Origin of the sequence: Treponema primitia ZAS-2, from assembly GCF_000214375.1 — a bacterium.
Taxonomy (GTDB): Bacteria; Spirochaetota; Spirochaetia; order Treponematales; family Breznakiellaceae; genus Termitinema; species Termitinema primitia.
Window position 1 is genome coordinate 127,307 of record NC_015578.1, and the last position, 15,889, is coordinate 143,195.

Sequence of the window (15,889 nt, forward strand, 5' to 3'; positions counted from 1 at the left end):
CTGTCCTTGTGTAATTTATGGCCGTATCTGACCGGAACCGTGTATACGATACTTTATCGTGGTCAGGGCTTCAAGTCCCATGGGTCCCCGGGCGTGGAACTTCTGGGTGCTGATCCCCAGTTCTGCGCCGAACCCGAACTGCCCCCCATCGGTAAACCGGGTCGATGCGTTGACGTACACGCAGGCGGCATCAACCTGCCGCTCAAATTCCTCTGCGGCCTTAAGGTCCTTGGTGAGGATGGCCTCGGAGTGTTTTGTCCCGTACCTATTGATATGGGCGATGGCCTCCTCTAGGGTATCCACAGTTTTGACCGCCAGGATATAGTCCAGAAACTCGGTTTCCCAGTCCCCGTCAACAGCATCCCTGAGGGCCAGCCCCTGGGGCGGGGCGCCAATGGCAGCCTTGGACCGGGAATCGCAGCGGAGTTCTGCCTTGCCCGCGAGTCGGGCGGACACCAGAGGCATGAGGGCGGCTAGGGCTTTCGGATGGATGAGAAGGGTTTCTACCGCATTGCAGGCCCCGGGTCTCTGGAGCTTGGCGTTTTCGATGATGTCCACTGCATTGGGGATATCCGCGCTGCCATCCACGTAGATATGGCAGTTTCCCTGCCCGGTCTCGATCACGGGAATACGGGCGTTGTCCACTACCCGGCGTATCAGGTCTTTTCCGCCCCGGGGCAGGACCACGTCGATTTTTCCCCGGGCCTGGAGTATCTCGTCCACCTCATCCCGGCTGCCGGATTCTGCCAGGGCCACCGCGTCCGGGATGCCCCCACCGGCTGAGAGCCCATCCCGGATAGCCTTCACCAGGGCTCGGTTCGATTCCAGGGCCGCCGAGGACCCCCGGAGCAGGATAGCGCATCCCGCCTTGTAGGCCAGGCTGAAGGCATCGGCGGTAACATTGGGCCGGGACTCGTAGATGATCGCCGCCACCCCCAGGGGGACCGTGGTCTGTTCTACCTGAATGCCGTTGGGCAGGACCCACCCCGCCCGGATCTTGCCGATGGGATCATCCTGGCGGATCACCGTATCAATGCCTTCGATAATATCATTGACCCGCTCGTCGTTGAGGAGGAGCCGATCTATCAGGGCTTCCTTCATGCCCCCGGCACGGGCTTTCTCCACATCCGCAGTGTTGGCCTTGAGAATAGTCCCCCGGCCGGTTTCAATTGCCTTGATAACCGACCTGAGGGCGGCGTCCTTTTCCTGCCTGTTTTGCAGGGCTAATCGGGCTTGGGCTTTTTTCAGGGAATCAAAAATGGTTTCCAGTGCCATGGCATATCTCCTTATTTATCCATTTGATTAAATGTAATATGTTTTTCCTTCATAGATATTTTGCCGACCTGATACCCAAATTGACCGGCTTCTTTTTTATAAGTTAAAAACGAATGGTCTATATCAAATCCAATAATAGTTTTGATTTTGTCAAAAGAGAGCTTTAGTGTAAGGCTTCCATCAGCTTGAAGATATTTCCATAAATGTTCATATTTACTCATAACTATTCTTCTCTTATTTTTATAAGTATTTACTTGCTATTTCCATAAATTTTTCTTGGGATTTTTTGACTTCTTTTGGTTTTTTATAAAACCCCATTTCAAATTTTTCTAATTCCGTTTCATCTATTTCATAAATACTCCCCTCGTCAAATACTCCGTTTATTCCATTTAAGGCATTAGAATACAATTCCAAAACCAATAATGCTGCTGGATATTTTTTATCCTTGTTTGTTATGCTATATTTTTTTGATTCTTTAAATTCAAATCTTTTATAATATTCAGGGTCACCATATATTATTATAGCCTTATACCCCATTTCCTTTGATAATTTTATAGTGTGATTTATTAATTTTCCGCCAATTCCTTTATTCTCATATTCAGGCAATACGCTTATTGGTCCAAATGTTAATACGCTATGTTCTTTATCATTATCCTTAATTTTTGCTTCAACATACACAATATTTCCAACAATTTCATTATTATGAATTGCCACAAAATCCAATTGCTTAATAAATTCACTGGTTTTTCTTAAATTATGAACAAGTAAATGTTCGTTACACCCGGGAAAATATACGTTCCAAAATGCTTCTCTGGTTAATTCTTCAACGAGTCTATGGTCTTTTTCTTCTTCCAGCCTTAATGTTATTTCCATAAACCAACCATAAATTATTTCAAAAATATTGTCAATGTGCCCCACCTTATAGAATCTTTTTACGTTAATAAGCCCTTTAATCTCTCAATAATTTCATTTTTTGTTTTTTCAGTTATTTTTTTATCCAGCCGCACTTTTCCCGGGGACTCCATTCCGTTTACTAAATTAAATATTGCTTCGTTACTTAATAGATTGTTTGGGGGCAAATTATATTCCCTCGCAATTTCATCGCGCAAAGCATGAATTTTAGTAAATGTATCTTTCTTCCCTTTGGCCAAATTTTTGAATTCAATTTTTCTGAATACTCCGGGAACCCTTTCTTTTTCAACTTCAAAATCCCTTTTGATTATTGACAGCAATAGATCGTTATACTTGTTTTCCTTTATTATTCTATCCATCAAAATAGCATTTATCTGAAACAGATAGGCGACATCATTTAAGGCATATTGCAGGGCTTCCTTGTCAATCGGGCGTCTTAACCAATTGAGCATCTGGAATTTCTTTTTATTCTTTGTCTCTATATTTAAAATATTTTTTAGAATTGCATCCAGGCCTCTTGGCTCTATTTCCAGCAGGTCTACTAATATCTTCTGATCAAACACGCTGGCCAGTTTTACGCCGTATTGTTTATAGATAAGGCTGATGTCTGATTCAGTCCCGTACATATATTTCACTATTTTTTTGTTTTCAAAAAATAGTATTAGTTCTTCGTTCCGTATCTTTAAGGGATCTATTATAAAATATCTTTTCCCGTCAAATATTTGTATTAAGCATAATTTCTCACCATAGGCATGAAGATTATAATCCCCTTCAAAATCCATGGATATTTTATCAATATTTTCCCGATGTAAATAGTTTCTAAAGGCGATAAGGCCGGACTCATTCTCTATGAGTGTAAAATTATCCATGTTTATTTTTACCTTTTATATCTGTTTCTGCGATATAGCCCCCGAAAGACCGGGCGTTTCTTATTGCGTCTAGTATGGCTGCCTCTACTGCGGCAGCGCACAGTATCCCTGCGGAATCCGCCGTTGCGGCGACTTTGCCGGTACACAGGGCAAAGACAGTGTCCCCGTCGTAAATTGAGTGGGCTGGATGGATACGGCGTGCTATGCCGTTCTGCCCTTGGGCGGCGAGCCGGGTGGCGCCGGCTTTGTCAAAATTGGCGTTGGTGATAATACAGCCCAGGACGGTATTGCCGTCGTTTTTTCCCGCAGCGTTACTGTTGGTGATGCCGCTGAAAAAGTCTTTGTTTTCCTGGTACTCCGCCAGGATAACCGCCTCGCTATCCGCGAAACTCAGGCGGTCATCAGCCAGGGCCCCGGCGATGATGGTCCCGCCGTCGAGCACATCCCCAACGCAGTTTACCGCCACGATAGCCCCGGCTTCCAGGTCCCCGCAGCGGAAGGCCGCAGCGCCGATGCCGCCTTTCATGGCGAATTGTGTCCCCCGGGACTTGCCTACGGTAGCGCCGGTTCCTGCGCCGAAGTTTCCGCTTTGGAAGGGCGTGTCCCGGAAGGCGTTTTCACAGGCAGCGTAGCCCATGGCGGCGTCCGGCCGGATGCGGTAATCTCCGCACTTCAGGTCAAAGAGTATGGCGGCGCATACGTTGGGCACCCTGGTCAGTTCCACGTCCCGGCCTATGCCCCGTTCTTCCAGGAAGCGCATCACCCCGCCTGCGGCATCCAGGCCGAAGGAACTGCCCCCAGCCAGAAGTACTGCGTGAACAGTTTTTCTGTTATTAACGGGGTTGAGGGCATCGGTGTCCCGGGTTCCCGGAGATCCGCCGCGGACATCCACGCCGCAGGCTGCCCCGGTTTCAGAAATAATAACGGTGCAGCCCGTGGCAGCGTCCCTGTCCTGCTCTTGGCCTATGCGGAAACCCGCTATGTCACGGATATCAATCTGCTCTATCCCTTTCGTCAAACTATTGCCCCCTGTTCAAGAAGCCGGTGCACTGCAGCAATAATGGCGTCCAGATTCGCCAGAGCGCCTTTGCCCAGATCGCCGCAGGCAAGCCGGGCTTCCCGGGGCTCCACGAATTGATAACCGTACCCGGAGAGCTTCTTAATGTTGTCCTGGGTTACGGGGTTTTCGTACATGGCGGTGTTCATGGCGGGGCATATCACTATGGGCTTTTTCTGTATTGCCATGATCACTGTGGTGAGCATATCGTCGGCGATACCTGCAGCGAGTTTCCCGATGATGTTGGCAGTAGCCGGAGCGATCAGGGCGATATCCACCTTTTGTGCCAATGATATGTGGCGCACATCTTCATAGATGATCTCGTCGAACATTTCGGTGTATACCTTATTTTTAGTAAGGGTCTGAAAGGTAATGGGGGTGATGAACTGCTGCGCAGAGGCGGTCATGATCACATGGACTGCGTGGCCTTCCTTGGTGAAGGTATTGGCAAGGTCCGCAGCTTTATAGGCGGCTATGCTGCCGCTTACCCCTAAGATAATATTTTTCATGGGTCCCTCCGGGGCATTTGATTTTTTTCATTGAATTTTTTAATTACATTTTCTGTGATACCCCGGGCAATTCCGCTTTTGTCCTCAAAACGCTGAACCCGGCGTTCTGCATCCACAAGGTAGCCGATATGGGCATCCCCGTGAATATCAGCGGCATCGTTGGCAAGCACATAGGCGCAGTGATTCTTTTCCAGGAGCCGGTATGCGGTGTCGATCAGGGTTTCATGGGGCACGCTGTCCAGGAGCTTAAACCCCACAATTAGAGAATGGGGGGCCAATTCCTGAAACAGGGATATAATTTTCACTGTGGGTTCCAGAATAATGACCAGCCGCTTTTCATCGGAGCTGATTTTGGCGCCCTGTTCCAATGAGGGGGCGTTTTCTAGGGCGTTGATCAGGGCGCCCTGTTCTATGGACGAGGCGTTTTCCAAGGAATTTGTCAGAGCAGACTGGTCCGAACCCGGCCCGGCTGCACTGGCGATAAGAGCCGGGGTGGTGACCGCCCTGACCCGGTAGTCGCTCACCGCCATGCTGTGGATGATGGCGTCCACCCGGCGGCTTTGCAGAATATCCCGAACCACTCGCTCCAAGCCGGCGGTATCTTCAATTACCGTGATTTCCGCCTTGGGGGATTCGGGCTGTGGCGCGTTTTTTCCGCAAATGTAAAAGATGCGTTCCGTTTCCGGTGCTTCATCAAAACAGCGGGCCATGAGGCTGCCTAGCCTGCCGGTGGCGTGGTTGGTAATGCTCCTGACGGAATCGATCCGTTCCATAGTTCCGCCTGCGGTAATCAGAATATTCACCCCGTATGCCCCTTTGCCATAATATGGTATCATAGATTCGGTTTTTGAGGAATTATGCCCCAATGGAAAAACGGGTTTTTCTTTTCGTTTCTGTTCTCACGGCGCTCAGTGCCCTCTCCTGCGCGAGCAGACCCTCTTCTGTTCCCAGCGGGGCCCCGGAATCCCCGGGCAGCCAGGATGTTGCCCCGGAATATCCGGCGGAGCTTCCCGGTGAAGCCGAGCCGCCCCCTTTGTCTATGGAAGAACTTATACGGAAAATAAAAGCCAATGATCCGGATCTCCCTCGGGAATATTCCATTGATGAGGCCGGCCGTATTGTTGTTACCGGGGATTTGCCGGGCTACGGGATTAGCTGGGACCCGGCGAACGCCCGGCTTCGGGAAACCGGCGCTTCCGGGAAACCGGAGTTTGAGATGGATTTCTCGGTTACCGAAAAAGACAGCGGAGATGAACGGACCGGCTCGTTCCTTTGGGAAATTAAGGAAGACGATTCGGGGATACTGCTGGGCTTTGACGATGATTACCAGGCTGTCTGGGAGCGGTACTTTGATCTTCTGGATCGTTATGAAGCCAGGGTTACCTTTTTTATTCAGGGAGACTATTCTTCTTTCTGCACCGCCGCGCTAAGCCGGGGCCATGAGATCGGGTACCACACAAAAAATCACTTGAATTTAGTTAAGGTTTCCCGCCAGGTGTTCTTCGAGGAAACCCTTGGCGCTGTGGAAACCTTCCGGTTGCTGGGGTTTCCCCTTAGGGCCTTCGCCTTTCCCTACGGCCTTTCCGAGCCCTGGATGTATGAAGCCCTGGAAACGGCCTTTTCTGTACTCAGGGGCTTCGGCGTTACCTATCGTTTATATACTGCGGAAGCTATACGGGCCGGCTACATCTCCTCAAAGTCTATTGATAATACCCAATACAAAAATGACGAGGCTTTCAGGGCAGATATCAGGGCCATGCTAAGGGTTGTGAAGTTTTCAGGCGGCGTCCTGCCCCTCACAACCCACACCATTGCTGCCAATGCCGCCTGGGGCATCAGCCCGGAACGGTTAGAGTATTTGCTCAAAACGGCGGCGGAACTGAAGCTGAAATTTTACCGATATGGGGATTTTTTTAGCGGGGAGTCTGGAAATGATAATTGAGGCTGTGAATCTTAGGTAAAACCACGTGATAAAGAAGAGAAAGTACAATATATTGCACATAAGAGGATCGGATATGGATGCAGTTACATACACGGATTTAAGACAAAACTTAAAAACTTATATGGATAAAGTTTTTCAGGATCACGATCCGCTAATAATTACACGAAGATGAATAAAAAACATACCCGTAGGTATTTATAGCTTCCCTATCCGGCTAGCCAGTTCCGTAAGTTCATCCCCGGTGACCCTGAAGGTGGTCCACTCCGTAAGAGGCTGGCCGCCCTGGGCTTTGTAAAAGGCGATGGAAGGTTTATTCCAGTTGAGGCAAGCCCATTCCAGACGGGCGTAGTTTTTCTCTTTCACCAGAAAGGCGAGGCAGCTGAGCAGGGCTTTTCCCAGGCCCTTGCCCCTCAGTTCCGGTTTTACGAAAAGGTCTTCAATGTAAATGCCGGGCCTTCCTCGGAAGGTGGAAAAGTTGCAGAAATACAGGGCAAATCCTGCGGGGACCCCATCGTATTCGGCGATGATAGCCTCGGCTTTATGTTCCTGGAAGATGTATGTTTTCAGGTTCTCTGCTGTGGCTTCAACCCGGTCCAGAAGATGTTCATATTCCGCCAGGCCCCGGATAAATTCCAGAATCAGGGCGGTGTCTTTTTCTTCCGCATAACGCAGAAGTGTATGGTCGCTTTTATAAAGGTAGTCCACGTGGCGCCTCTACTGGTACAGGATCAGGTAGGGCCGGGGGTTCAGAGCGTATACATCCCGTGGGGAAAGGAGGGGATCGTCATAGCCCGCCCCGGGGATACTGAAGTTATAAAAAAGCTTAAAGCTTTTTAGGGGTATGTTTTTTGCTTCCGCATTGGAGGCATAGGCGCTTCGTTTTTGGTTAGGATTGCCGAATCCATCGGCGCAGTGGATAAGCCGGACCTTATCAAAGTTACTGTGGACTTGGGTACGGTTTTCAATCATCCAGGGCTTAAACTGATGGATCACCAGCATCCGGTCCCCGGGGAGGTTGTTATCAATGATGTACTGTTCCATAACCCGCTGAGCTTCGTTCAGTTCCGCCGCACTAACCCTGCCTATCTCCTGCATGGGTTTGGTAGTCCGCCATTCCGGGTCCAGGGCCAGGTGCACATTGGGGTAACGTAAGTAGGGCAGCAGCTTTTTGAGGGAAGCCACCGGTTCATAACGCCCGATCTGGTGATCAAGGAATATCAGAATATCGTGGTCCAGGGCGTATTGTATGTATTCCATAAGCACCGAGTCCCGAATTATTCCGATTTCTCCCTCGGGCCAGACGGTTCCATAGATAATATAAAAGGCCCGGCGCACATTCCGGCCGCCGCTTACGGCTTTATAATCCAGGGCCAGTTTGGTTAACCGGGCGTCCAGTTCCTCAATGGAGTAACGTCCCAGGATGCCCATATTTTTAGAAAGGGGGTGCCCGTAAAAGGCGAGAATATCGTTGTTGAGAAGTATGGATGTGTTTTCCCGGAGCGTTTTTGCCAGGGTATTGACCTCTGTCTCCGAAGCCGCCCAATAGGGCCGGGCTGCTTCTTGGGCTTTGTAGGTATTGTACTGGTCGGTAAAAAAGAGGTACGGGAAGGGCGGTTTTACAGGTTCACGGACCAGATCGGTTGCGCTTGTCTGAGGGGCGCCCACGACACTCTGGGCTTCCGTCACAGGGGCAAGAGAAAAAAACAAAAGGGTAAACGCGAAATAGAACCCTTTCTTCATAAGCTTCTGATTCTGGGCTTGGGTAAACATAGTTTTACCAGTATCGGCAGAAGCAGGCGTAGAAATAAGCCTTTTCCCATCCTTTTTCCGGAATCTGAGATTATGAGAGCCTTTTTCAGTATCCTTATGTATCGGTGCTTACAAATTCCTGGAGAAACAGATAACAGGCATTGGCCAGGGTGGATCGGAAAAGATCCAGCAGTTCTTCCTGATTAAAAACTCTGAGGGCGACCCGTATCTTGTCATCACTGATTACGAGCCGGTTTTTGTTGTATACGATCTTGCCCCTCTCATCTACGATAATGACTTTCATATTAACCTGGGTCCGGAAGGTTCCGGATTTGCCCATACCGGAGGCCATTACCTTAGAGAAATCAAAACTGATATAAAGCCCCGCCTTAATCTCTGTTTCCGCCGCAAGTGCGGCGGCGAAATTTTTATCCTTATAATTAATGGGCCGGTACCCTGTAGCGCTTAGGGTATTTTTATTTTTCCAGGCGCGCAATAGCGGGGCGTTCTTGTAGGCCTGGGATTCGAGTATCTTTTCCTTCGGCACTATGTTACTTACCCCCAAATCGACAAAGGTCTGGCGGAGTATCGCCTCCGCATCTTCAATAAGCACATCAGCCCTGGAAATCTTTGTCTTTTCAGGATTTTCATTTTTACCAGGCCTGTCTGATGAAGTGGGATCCTCATCGTCCCAGTAAATATTGTAGTTTGATACCACCGCAACGATGCCCATGGGTACATCGAAGGAAAAATTTTTGTCTTTCCAGGGTCCAAGGCTGGCGCATCCTGTGCAAAGAACCGCCGCCAGGATCGCCCCTGCAAAATGTGTGACCGGAATTTTCATAGGATCCCCCTCAGGGCGTTTCCGCTCCAATGCGTAAAATGCGTAACTGATAGTGTAATCAATTCCTGAGGAAAACGCAAGTTCCCTGGCGGCCCTTGACGCGGGGATGAAAAAAGTAGACCATAAAGATAATAGCTTTGACGGAGACGAGTAGGCTTTGTCCCCGGATTAAGAGAGATCGTGTCATGGAACCTGATGGTTCCTAAGCTGTAAACGCGGTTATCCGGAAATTGTCGAAAACCCCTCCCGAGCTGCTTTGAGGAAAGGATGCCGCGCCCTGGCGCCTCCTGAGTATTCAAAGCCGATGGAACAAATTTTTTGAAGATTTGTTTCTGCCCTCGTTAACGGCGAAGAGCGCGCCCCCCGTCATGGGGTGGTGAAGCAGGGTGGTACCGCGGACTGCGGCGTCTTCCGTTGGAAGATGGTCTTTCGTTGAAAGACCCGGTAGTCCGTCCCGGCGATTTTATTACGGGGATGGCAATTGCCATGCCGTAGAGAGGTACGTTATGTCCGACGTCAAAAAAAATCAGGAACAAACAAAACCGGAAGCAGGCCAGCGGCTTGCCCTTATCCGCCATTCGGTAAGCCATGTCATGGCTCAGGCGGTTACCCGTCTCTTCCCGGGAACCAAGGTGGCCATAGGCCCCTCTATAGAAAATGGTTTCTATTACGATTTTCAGTTTCCCCCTTTGCCGGATGGTAAAGCGCCGATTACAGCGGGGGATCTTCCCGCTATTGAGGCAGAGATGAAAAAAATCATCGACTCCAAGCAGGATTTTGTCCAGCTTGAGCTGAGCCGGGATGAGGCGCTGAAACGCTTTGTCGATGAACCCTTCAAGACCGAGCTGATCAACGAGCTCCCGGCGGATGAGGTGATTACCATTTATGAAAACCGGGATGCCGGGGGAGCTGTTCAGTGGGCGGACTTTTGTCGGGGGCCCCATGTGGCGAATACCCGGGAGATCAATTCTGCGGCATTTAAGCTGATGAGTATCGCCGGGGCTTACTGGCGGGGGGACGAGAAACGGGACATGCTCACTCGCCTCTACGGAACCGCCTGGGAAAACCCCAAGGACCTCAAGGCCCACCTGGCCTTCCTGGAGGAAGTGGAAAAACGGGACCACCGACGGCTAGGCAAGGAAATGGACCTGTACTCCATCCATGAAGACGCCGGGGCGGGGCTCATCTACTGGCATCCCAATGGCGGCCGTATGCGGGTGGCGGTGGAAAATTTTTGGCGTACCCTCCATTACCGGAACGGGTATGAGATCCTCTACACCCCCCATATCGGGAAGTCCTGGCTTTGGGAGACCTCGGGGCACCTGGGCTTCTACAAGGGAAATATGTACTCCCCCATGGAAATCGATAACCAGGACTACATCATCAAACCCATGAACTGCCCCTTCCACATCATGATCTATAAAAACAAACAGCGGAGTTACCGGGAGCTGCCCCTGCGCTGGGCTGAGTTGGGAACGGTTTACCGCTATGAACGTTCAGGGGTCCTCCATGGGCTGCTTCGGGTCCGGGGCTTTACCCAGGACGACGCCCATATATTCTGCACCCCAGAACAGATGGACGGGGAAATACAGGAGGTTCTTCGGTTCAGTCTCCAGCTCTGGAAGGTCTTTGGCTTTACGGACATCAAGGCCTATCTTGCTACCAGGCCTGCGGAATCCGTGGGGGAGCAGTTCCGCTGGGACAATGCCCTGGAATCCCTGCGCAAGGCGGTTACCGCCGAAGGACTGAACTACGAGATAGATGAGGGGGGGGGCGCCTTCTACGGCCCCAAGATCGACCTTAAGATCAAGGACGCCCTGGGCCGGGAATGGCAGATGACCACCATCCAGTTTGATTTCAACGAGCCTGAGCGTTTTGACATGACCTTTGTGGACGCCGACGGCCAGCACAAGCGGCCCTATATGATTCACCGGGCCCTGCTGGGCTCACTGGAACGGTTTTTCGGGGTACTCATCGAACACTTCGGCGGAGCCTTCCCGGTGTGGATTGCCCCGGAGCAGATTGCGGTGATCCCCGTGGCTGAAGGCTTTAACGAATACGCAAAAAAGGTGGCGGCGGAACTGAAGGCTCGGGACCTCAGGGTTACTGCGGAGCTTGATGACAGCCGACTCAATGCGAAGATAAGGAATTGCCAGAACCGGAAGATTCCCTATATGCTGGTAGTTGGGGAACGGGAGGCCAATGAAGGAACCGTGTCCATCAGGCGGCGTGACGGGAAGCAGCCCGATTCTCCGGCCATGAAAGTGGCTGAATTCGCCGATTATGTGGTGAAAAAGGTCGACACCCAAGACCTGGAACTATAAGAAGGAGGTGTACTATGAGTAAAAGTACCCTAAAAGATCTAAAGACAAGGCGGAGTGTCCGATCCTACAAACCGGATCAGATTACTGATGAAGAGTTGGACCTGATCCTTGAGGCAGGTACTTGGGCGCCCACCGGCGCCGGATCCCAGTCGCCGGTGATTGTGGCGGTGCAGAACAAGACCCTGATAAACAAGCTGCAGAAACTCAACGCCGAGGTTTTGAACAACCCCAAGGCCAAGCCCTTCTACGGCGCCCCCACGGTATTGGCGGTTTTGGTAGACAAGAGCAAACCCACCCCCCTGGAAGACGGCGCTCTGGTATTGGGCAATCTGCAGAACGCCGCTTGGGCAGTCGGGGTAGATTCCTGCTGGATACACCGGGCCAAACAGGTGTTTGAAAGCGAGGAAGGCAAAGCGCTTCTCAAGAAGTGGAAACTGGACAGTGATACCTACTTTGGGGTTGGTTTCTGCCTCCTTGGCTATGCCAAAGAAGGACCCAGGCCCAAGCCCGCGGCCCGGAAAGCCGGGTATATTATCAAGGCAAAGTAGACACGGAACCAGTCTTTCGCAGAAAACTTATATTCCGGACATTAAAAAAATGTCCGGAATTTTTGGTTTATAGGAGGCAAGTTAATATGAAAGCCTTAGTACTTGAATCGGTTAAGAAGCTGAGCCTGCGGGATTATCCTATTAATGAGACCGTGGGTCCCTATGATGTGAAGATCCGTATACAAGCCTGCGGAATCTGCGGCAGTGATGTGCATTACTATCTGGAAGGGGCCATTGGGGATTTTATAGTTAAAGAACCCATGATTCTGGGACATGAGGCTGCAGGGATTATCATCGAAAAAGGTGAAAAGGTAAGCGATTTTGCCATCGGGGATCTGGTCTGTATGGAACCGGGTATCCCCAACATGCGCTCCCGTGAAGTAATGGAAGGCATGTACAATATTGATCCGGATGTGGTTTTTTGGGCTACTCCCCCGGTTCACGGATGCCTCCGGGAGACCGTGGTCCATCCTGCACAGTTTTGCTTTAAGCTCCCCAAGGGGATGAGCGCTGCCGAGGGCGCCATGATGGAACCTCTGGCTATTGGTATTGAAGCGGCAAAGAAGGGGGCGATTAAACCCGGTGATACTGCTCTGGTGGTAGGCTGCGGTACCATTGGGGTTATGTGCGCTATTTCTGCTCTGGCCGGGGGATGCAGCAGGGTGTATATCTCCGACATAAAGCAGGAAAAACTGGAACTGGCCGGTTCGGTCCCCAATATAATCCCGGTAAATACCGCAAAGGTAAATCTCGAGGAATTTATCATGAAGGAGACCGGCGGCAGGGGCGTTGATATTATATTTGAAGCATCCGGCAGTCCCAGGGTATATCCGGATTTCTTCCGCTGCGCCAGGAAGGGGGCCAGGGTGGTCCTGGTGGGGATGATGAACGGTACAGTTCCCATTGACGTGGCCTTTTTACAGGGCCGGGGTATCAGTATCGAGACCATATTCCGGTATATCAACTGTTTTGACCGGGCGGTAGCCCTGGTAAACGCCGGAAAAATTGATATTAAAAAATTTATCAGTAAGACTTTCAAGTTTGATGATGCCATTGCGGCTTATGAATACGCTGCGGCAGGTCATCCGGAAGTAGTAAAAGTAATGATCGATTTAACATAAAAGGATGGTATTATGAGTTATCTGGAAAAACTGTTCGGTTTGAAGGGAAAGGTGGCTATTGTAACCGGGGGCGGCCGGGGAATAGGTCAGGTAGTTGCGATGGGACTTGCCGGGGCAGGGGCGGAAATTGCGATTATTTCCCGTACCGGCGCTGACGAAACGGTTCGTCTTATTGAGAAAGAGGGGGGAAAGGCCTACAGTCTCCTGGCGGACGTTACCAAAGAAGATGAAGTGGATACCGCTCTTAAAACGGTGGTTTCCCGTTCTGGCTCCATAGATATTGTGTTTAACAACGCCGGTATTTGTATTCATAAGGATACCCTGGAGGCCAGTATCGCCGAATGGCGGGAAGTGTTGGACATCAACCTGACCGGCGAATATATCGTTGCCAGGGCGGTGGGAAGGATCATGATTGAACGGGGTATTAAGGGGAGTATCATCAATATGGCATCCATGTCCGGGTCCATCGTGAATGTACCCCAATGGCAGGCTTCTTATAATGCCTCAAAGGCAGGGGTTATCCACATGACCCGCTCTCTGGCGGTGGAATGGTCCCGGTATGGTATCCGTGTGAATAGCCTGAGTCCGGGATACATCGGCACACCCATGAGTGTGGATACTCCCCAGGAGTTGAAGGATGCCTGGATGCCCCTAATCCCCGCCCACCGCATGGGTGATCCCAAGGAATTGGTGGGGGCGGTGATCTATCTGGCTGCAGAAAGCTCCAGTTATACCAATGGCAGTGATTTAATTGTGGATGGAGCCTATGTCTGTCAGTAGGTTCCCCTCCGGAAACCTGCTGCTATGAAGTAGAAGAAATGGTCCTGTTAAAGGGTTCGTCTTGGGTCTCAGACGGCGCCTTATGGACCAGGATCTGTTTTTGCAGCAGGAAGGCTTCCACCTCCGGAGGTATGCGATCATCGGTATAAACTGCGGAAACATCCTCAGTCCGTACCAGCCGCACCACTCCTTGGTGGGAAAATTTATCCGAATCGGTTAATACTATGACCTGCCGGGATTGTTTCGCCAGGCCCTGAACGGTTTCGGCCCGGATATGATCCCTGCCGGTAAACCCGAATTTTTCGGTAAACCCATCGGCGCCAATGAAGAGTTTATCTGTAAAGAATTCTTCCGCGCATTTTAGGACAATGGGGCCTACCGTCACCTGAGCCTCGGTCTGGTAATCCCCCCCCAGGAGTATAATTTTTATATGCGGGGCATGGCGTATATGGTGTGCAATAAAGGATGAATTGGTGATTATGGTAACATCCCGCTTATTATTGGCCAACTCTTCCGCCAGAAAGGCGCAGTTGGAGCCCGATTCAATAAGTACGGTTTCCCCGTCTATCACTGACCGGGCCGCAGCCTGGGCTATACGCCGCTTTGTTTCATATTTATAGGCCATACGGCGTCCTATATCATCTGTGGGGCCGGCCACCGCAAAGCCGTGTTCCCGGCGCAGCACCCCCAGTTCTTCAAGTTCCGCCAGATCCTTGCGAATCGTGACTTTAGAGACATTCAGCAGTTCCGCCAGGGCGCTTACTTCAATTTTCTGGCGCTGGGTTATTGCATCCAGTATTTTGACATGCCTATTTATCATATTTTTATTTCCTTGGGATAAACATAGTTTAAAAAATATCTTTTGTCAATATAATAATTTCGTACGAAATTATTATGCTATTTTACGAAAATAAAAAGCCCTCGGAGAAGGGCTTTTAGGGAGATGGAGAAAGCAGATTTTTCGACTTTACGAGAACAAGATACCCCGGTCGTTCCGGAGTTGTTGATATCAGCTGGATACTCTTTCCAGTGCTGCCGTGGGCTGGGTAACGGCGGACACCTTGTTAACAAGGACTTTTCTTTCGGTTAAGAAGGCATCAATATCCTGGGGGATTTTATCATCCGTGTATACCGCCGTGATGTCTTCGGTCCGGACAATCCCTTCAACCCCTTGGCGGAAGAATTTTTCCGATTCCGTGAGAACAATAATCTCCTTAGCCTGCTCAGCCATATCCCGTGCCGCCTGAGCCCGGTAATGATCCCTGCCGGTAAACCCGAATTTCTTGGTAAACCCGTCGGCTCCGATGAAATATTTGTCAGAAATGAACAATTCAGCGTATTTTCTGGTCATAGGACCCACCATAACCTGGGAATTCTTCTGGTATTCGCCTCCCAGGAGAATAACCCGACCATAGGGGCTGTGCCTTATATGGTTGGCCAGGTAGGCCGAATTGGTCACAATAGTGACATCCCGCTTGGTATTGGCCAGTTCTTCCGCCAGGAGGGCGCAGCAGGAGCCGGATTCTATCATCACCGTTTCCTCGTCCTCCACCAGTTCCGCGGCGGCTTTGGCGATTCTCCGTTTGGTATCGTAGTGAAAGGCCATGCGCCTTCCCACATCATCAAAGGAGCCGAAGAGGGCAAAACCATGTTCCCGGCGTATAAGCCCCCGTTCTTCAAGCATATCCAGGTCCTTCCGTACCGTTACCTGGGAGACATCCAGCAAGTTTGCCAGGACTGTCACCTCAACCCGGTGATTCTGGGAGAGGGTTTCTAAAATCCGGTTGTGTCTTTCATTCATCTTTTACCATCCTTTCATTTCGTTTTACCCGTAGCGCTACCGGTTTATAGGGATAGGCTTATCTTTCCCTTACTTATAAGATACAAAACTGAGGATAAAAGTCAAGAAAATAATTACGTAAGAAAGTAATTAACTTGCTTTAGAAGGATTAGCGATTT

General features: G+C 50.3%; 18 protein-coding genes. 6 read left to right on the forward strand and 12 right to left on the reverse strand.

Features of this window, described 5'->3' with window-relative positions; all coding sequences use genetic code 11:
• Nucleotides 1-15 precede the first annotated feature (15 nt).
• The 7 genes from TREPR_RS00600 to TREPR_RS00630 are packed head-to-tail and all read right to left on the reverse strand — an operon-like array spanning nt 16 to nt 5,425.
• Nucleotides 16-1,275, reverse strand: coding sequence for a glutamate-5-semialdehyde dehydrogenase (locus TREPR_RS00600; RefSeq protein WP_015706325.1), 1,260 nt, complete (start codon nt 1,273-1,275; stop codon nt 16-18).
• An 11-nt stretch (nt 1,276-1,286) separates the two neighbouring features.
• Nucleotides 1,287-1,496, reverse strand: a complete 210-nt coding sequence (locus TREPR_RS00605) for a hypothetical protein (RefSeq protein WP_015706326.1) — start codon at nt 1,494-1,496, stop codon at nt 1,287-1,289.
• A gap of 19 nt (nt 1,497-1,515) precedes the next feature.
• On the reverse strand, nt 1,516-2,148 hold the full coding sequence (locus tag TREPR_RS00610) for a GNAT family N-acetyltransferase (RefSeq protein WP_041611319.1): 633 nt from the start codon (nt 2,146-2,148) through the stop codon (nt 1,516-1,518).
• A 59-nt stretch (nt 2,149-2,207) separates the two neighbouring features.
• Nucleotides 2,208-3,056, reverse strand: coding sequence for an HRDC domain-containing protein (locus tag TREPR_RS00615; RefSeq protein ID WP_015706328.1), 849 nt, complete (start codon nt 3,054-3,056; stop codon nt 2,208-2,210).
• The gene (locus tag TREPR_RS00620; RefSeq protein WP_015706329.1) at nt 3,049-4,074 is read right to left on the reverse strand and encodes a P1 family peptidase; all 1,026 of its coding nucleotides are present in this window, start codon (nt 4,072-4,074) and stop codon (nt 3,049-3,051) included. Before TREPR_RS00620 ends, TREPR_RS00615 begins: the two co-directional genes overlap by 8 nt.
• A complete protein-coding gene (locus tag TREPR_RS00625; RefSeq protein WP_015706330.1) occupies nt 4,071-4,622 on the reverse strand; it encodes a flavoprotein in 552 nt (183 codons plus the stop codon). Before TREPR_RS00625 ends, TREPR_RS00620 begins: the two co-directional genes overlap by 4 nt.
• A complete protein-coding gene (locus TREPR_RS00630) occupies nt 4,619-5,425 on the reverse strand; it encodes a phosphopantothenoylcysteine decarboxylase domain-containing protein (RefSeq protein ID WP_015706331.1) in 807 nt (268 codons plus the stop codon). Before TREPR_RS00630 ends, TREPR_RS00625 begins: the two co-directional genes overlap by 4 nt.
• Before the next feature lie 62 nt (nt 5,426-5,487).
• Between TREPR_RS00630 and TREPR_RS00635 the strand changes: the two genes are divergently transcribed.
• Together TREPR_RS00635 and TREPR_RS18050 are read left to right on the forward strand one after the other, a co-directional pair.
• Nucleotides 5,488-6,564, forward strand: a complete 1,077-nt coding sequence (locus tag TREPR_RS00635) for a polysaccharide deacetylase family protein (RefSeq protein ID WP_015706332.1) — start codon at nt 5,488-5,490, stop codon at nt 6,562-6,564.
• A gap of 73 nt (nt 6,565-6,637) precedes the next feature.
• The gene (locus TREPR_RS18050; protein ID WP_245534760.1) at nt 6,638-6,736 is read left to right on the forward strand and encodes a type II toxin-antitoxin system Phd/YefM family antitoxin; all 99 of its coding nucleotides are present in this window, start codon (nt 6,638-6,640) and stop codon (nt 6,734-6,736) included.
• Nucleotides 6,737-6,759: 23 nt separating this feature from the next.
• Here the strand turns inward: TREPR_RS18050 and TREPR_RS00640 are convergent, their stop codons facing one another.
• The 3 genes from TREPR_RS00640 to TREPR_RS00650 all read right to left on the reverse strand — a co-directional run bounded on the left by TREPR_RS00640 (nt 6,760) and on the right by TREPR_RS00650 (nt 9,157).
• On the reverse strand, nt 6,760-7,269 hold the full coding sequence (locus tag TREPR_RS00640; protein WP_015706333.1) for a GNAT family N-acetyltransferase: 510 nt from the start codon (nt 7,267-7,269) through the stop codon (nt 6,760-6,762).
• A 9-nt stretch (nt 7,270-7,278) separates the two neighbouring features.
• On the reverse strand, nt 7,279-8,334 hold the full coding sequence (locus TREPR_RS00645; RefSeq protein ID WP_015706334.1) for a hypothetical protein: 1,056 nt from the start codon (nt 8,332-8,334) through the stop codon (nt 7,279-7,281).
• 94 nt (nt 8,335-8,428) lie between these two features.
• Nucleotides 8,429-9,157, reverse strand: coding sequence for a hypothetical protein (locus TREPR_RS00650; RefSeq protein ID WP_015706335.1), 729 nt, complete (start codon nt 9,155-9,157; stop codon nt 8,429-8,431).
• A gap of 506 nt (nt 9,158-9,663) precedes the next feature.
• Between TREPR_RS00650 and thrS the strand changes: the two genes are divergently transcribed.
• From thrS to TREPR_RS00670, 4 genes are all read left to right on the forward strand, one after another.
• Complete coding sequence (thrS, locus tag TREPR_RS00655) at nt 9,664-11,481, forward strand: threonine--tRNA ligase (RefSeq protein WP_015706336.1); 1,818 nt, start codon at nt 9,664-9,666, stop codon at nt 11,479-11,481.
• A gap of 14 nt (nt 11,482-11,495) precedes the next feature.
• A complete protein-coding gene (locus TREPR_RS00660) occupies nt 11,496-12,029 on the forward strand; it encodes a nitroreductase family protein (protein WP_015706337.1) in 534 nt (177 codons plus the stop codon).
• A gap of 86 nt (nt 12,030-12,115) precedes the next feature.
• A complete protein-coding gene (locus TREPR_RS00665) occupies nt 12,116-13,150 on the forward strand; it encodes an NAD(P)-dependent alcohol dehydrogenase (protein ID WP_015706338.1) in 1,035 nt (344 codons plus the stop codon).
• A 12-nt stretch (nt 13,151-13,162) separates the two neighbouring features.
• Entirely contained in the window at nt 13,163-13,930 is a 768-nt protein-coding gene (locus tag TREPR_RS00670; RefSeq protein ID WP_015706339.1) for an SDR family oxidoreductase, read from the forward strand.
• A gap of 22 nt (nt 13,931-13,952) precedes the next feature.
• Here TREPR_RS00670 and TREPR_RS00675 read toward each other — a convergent pair whose 3' ends face one another.
• Both TREPR_RS00675 and TREPR_RS00680 read right to left on the reverse strand, forming a co-directional pair.
• Nucleotides 13,953-14,750, reverse strand: a complete 798-nt coding sequence (locus TREPR_RS00675; RefSeq protein WP_015706340.1) for a DeoR/GlpR family DNA-binding transcription regulator — start codon at nt 14,748-14,750, stop codon at nt 13,953-13,955.
• 189 nt (nt 14,751-14,939) lie between these two features.
• A complete protein-coding gene (locus TREPR_RS00680) occupies nt 14,940-15,731 on the reverse strand; it encodes a DeoR/GlpR family DNA-binding transcription regulator (protein ID WP_015706341.1) in 792 nt (263 codons plus the stop codon).
• Nucleotides 15,732-15,889: the final 158 nt, after the last annotated feature.

Bases quoted from the DNA above. Each gene is read 5' to 3' on its own strand.
- TREPR_RS00600 (WP_015706325.1), bottom strand. From the start codon at position 1,275: ATGGCACTGGAAACCATTTTTGATTCCCTGAAAAAAGCCCAAGCCCGA.
- TREPR_RS00605 (WP_015706326.1), bottom strand. From the start codon at position 1,496: ATGAGTAAATATGAACATTTATGGAAATATCTTCAAGCTGATGGAAGC.
- TREPR_RS00610 (WP_041611319.1), bottom strand. From the start codon at position 2,148: ATGGAAATAACATTAAGGCTGGAAGAAGAAAAAGACCATAGACTCGTT.
- TREPR_RS00615 (WP_015706328.1), bottom strand. From the start codon at position 3,056: ATGGATAATTTTACACTCATAGAGAATGAGTCCGGCCTTATCGCCTTT.
- TREPR_RS00625 (WP_015706330.1), bottom strand. From the start codon at position 4,622: ATGAAAAATATTATCTTAGGGGTAAGCGGCAGCATAGCCGCCTATAAA.
- TREPR_RS00635 (WP_015706332.1), top strand. From the start codon at position 5,488: ATGGAAAAACGGGTTTTTCTTTTCGTTTCTGTTCTCACGGCGCTCAGT.
- TREPR_RS18050 (WP_245534760.1), top strand. From the start codon at position 6,638: ATGGATGCAGTTACATACACGGATTTAAGACAAAACTTAAAAACTTAT.
- TREPR_RS00645 (WP_015706334.1), bottom strand. From the start codon at position 8,334: ATGTTTACCCAAGCCCAGAATCAGAAGCTTATGAAGAAAGGGTTCTAT.
- TREPR_RS00650 (WP_015706335.1), bottom strand. From the start codon at position 9,157: ATGAAAATTCCGGTCACACATTTTGCAGGGGCGATCCTGGCGGCGGTT.
- thrS (WP_015706336.1), top strand. From the start codon at position 9,664: ATGTCCGACGTCAAAAAAAATCAGGAACAAACAAAACCGGAAGCAGGC.
- TREPR_RS00660 (WP_015706337.1), top strand. From the start codon at position 11,496: ATGAGTAAAAGTACCCTAAAAGATCTAAAGACAAGGCGGAGTGTCCGA.
- TREPR_RS00665 (WP_015706338.1), top strand. From the start codon at position 12,116: ATGAAAGCCTTAGTACTTGAATCGGTTAAGAAGCTGAGCCTGCGGGAT.
- TREPR_RS00670 (WP_015706339.1), top strand. From the start codon at position 13,163: ATGAGTTATCTGGAAAAACTGTTCGGTTTGAAGGGAAAGGTGGCTATT.
- TREPR_RS00675 (WP_015706340.1), bottom strand. From the start codon at position 14,750: ATGATAAATAGGCATGTCAAAATACTGGATGCAATAACCCAGCGCCAG.
- TREPR_RS00680 (WP_015706341.1), bottom strand. From the start codon at position 15,731: ATGAATGAAAGACACAACCGGATTTTAGAAACCCTCTCCCAGAATCAC.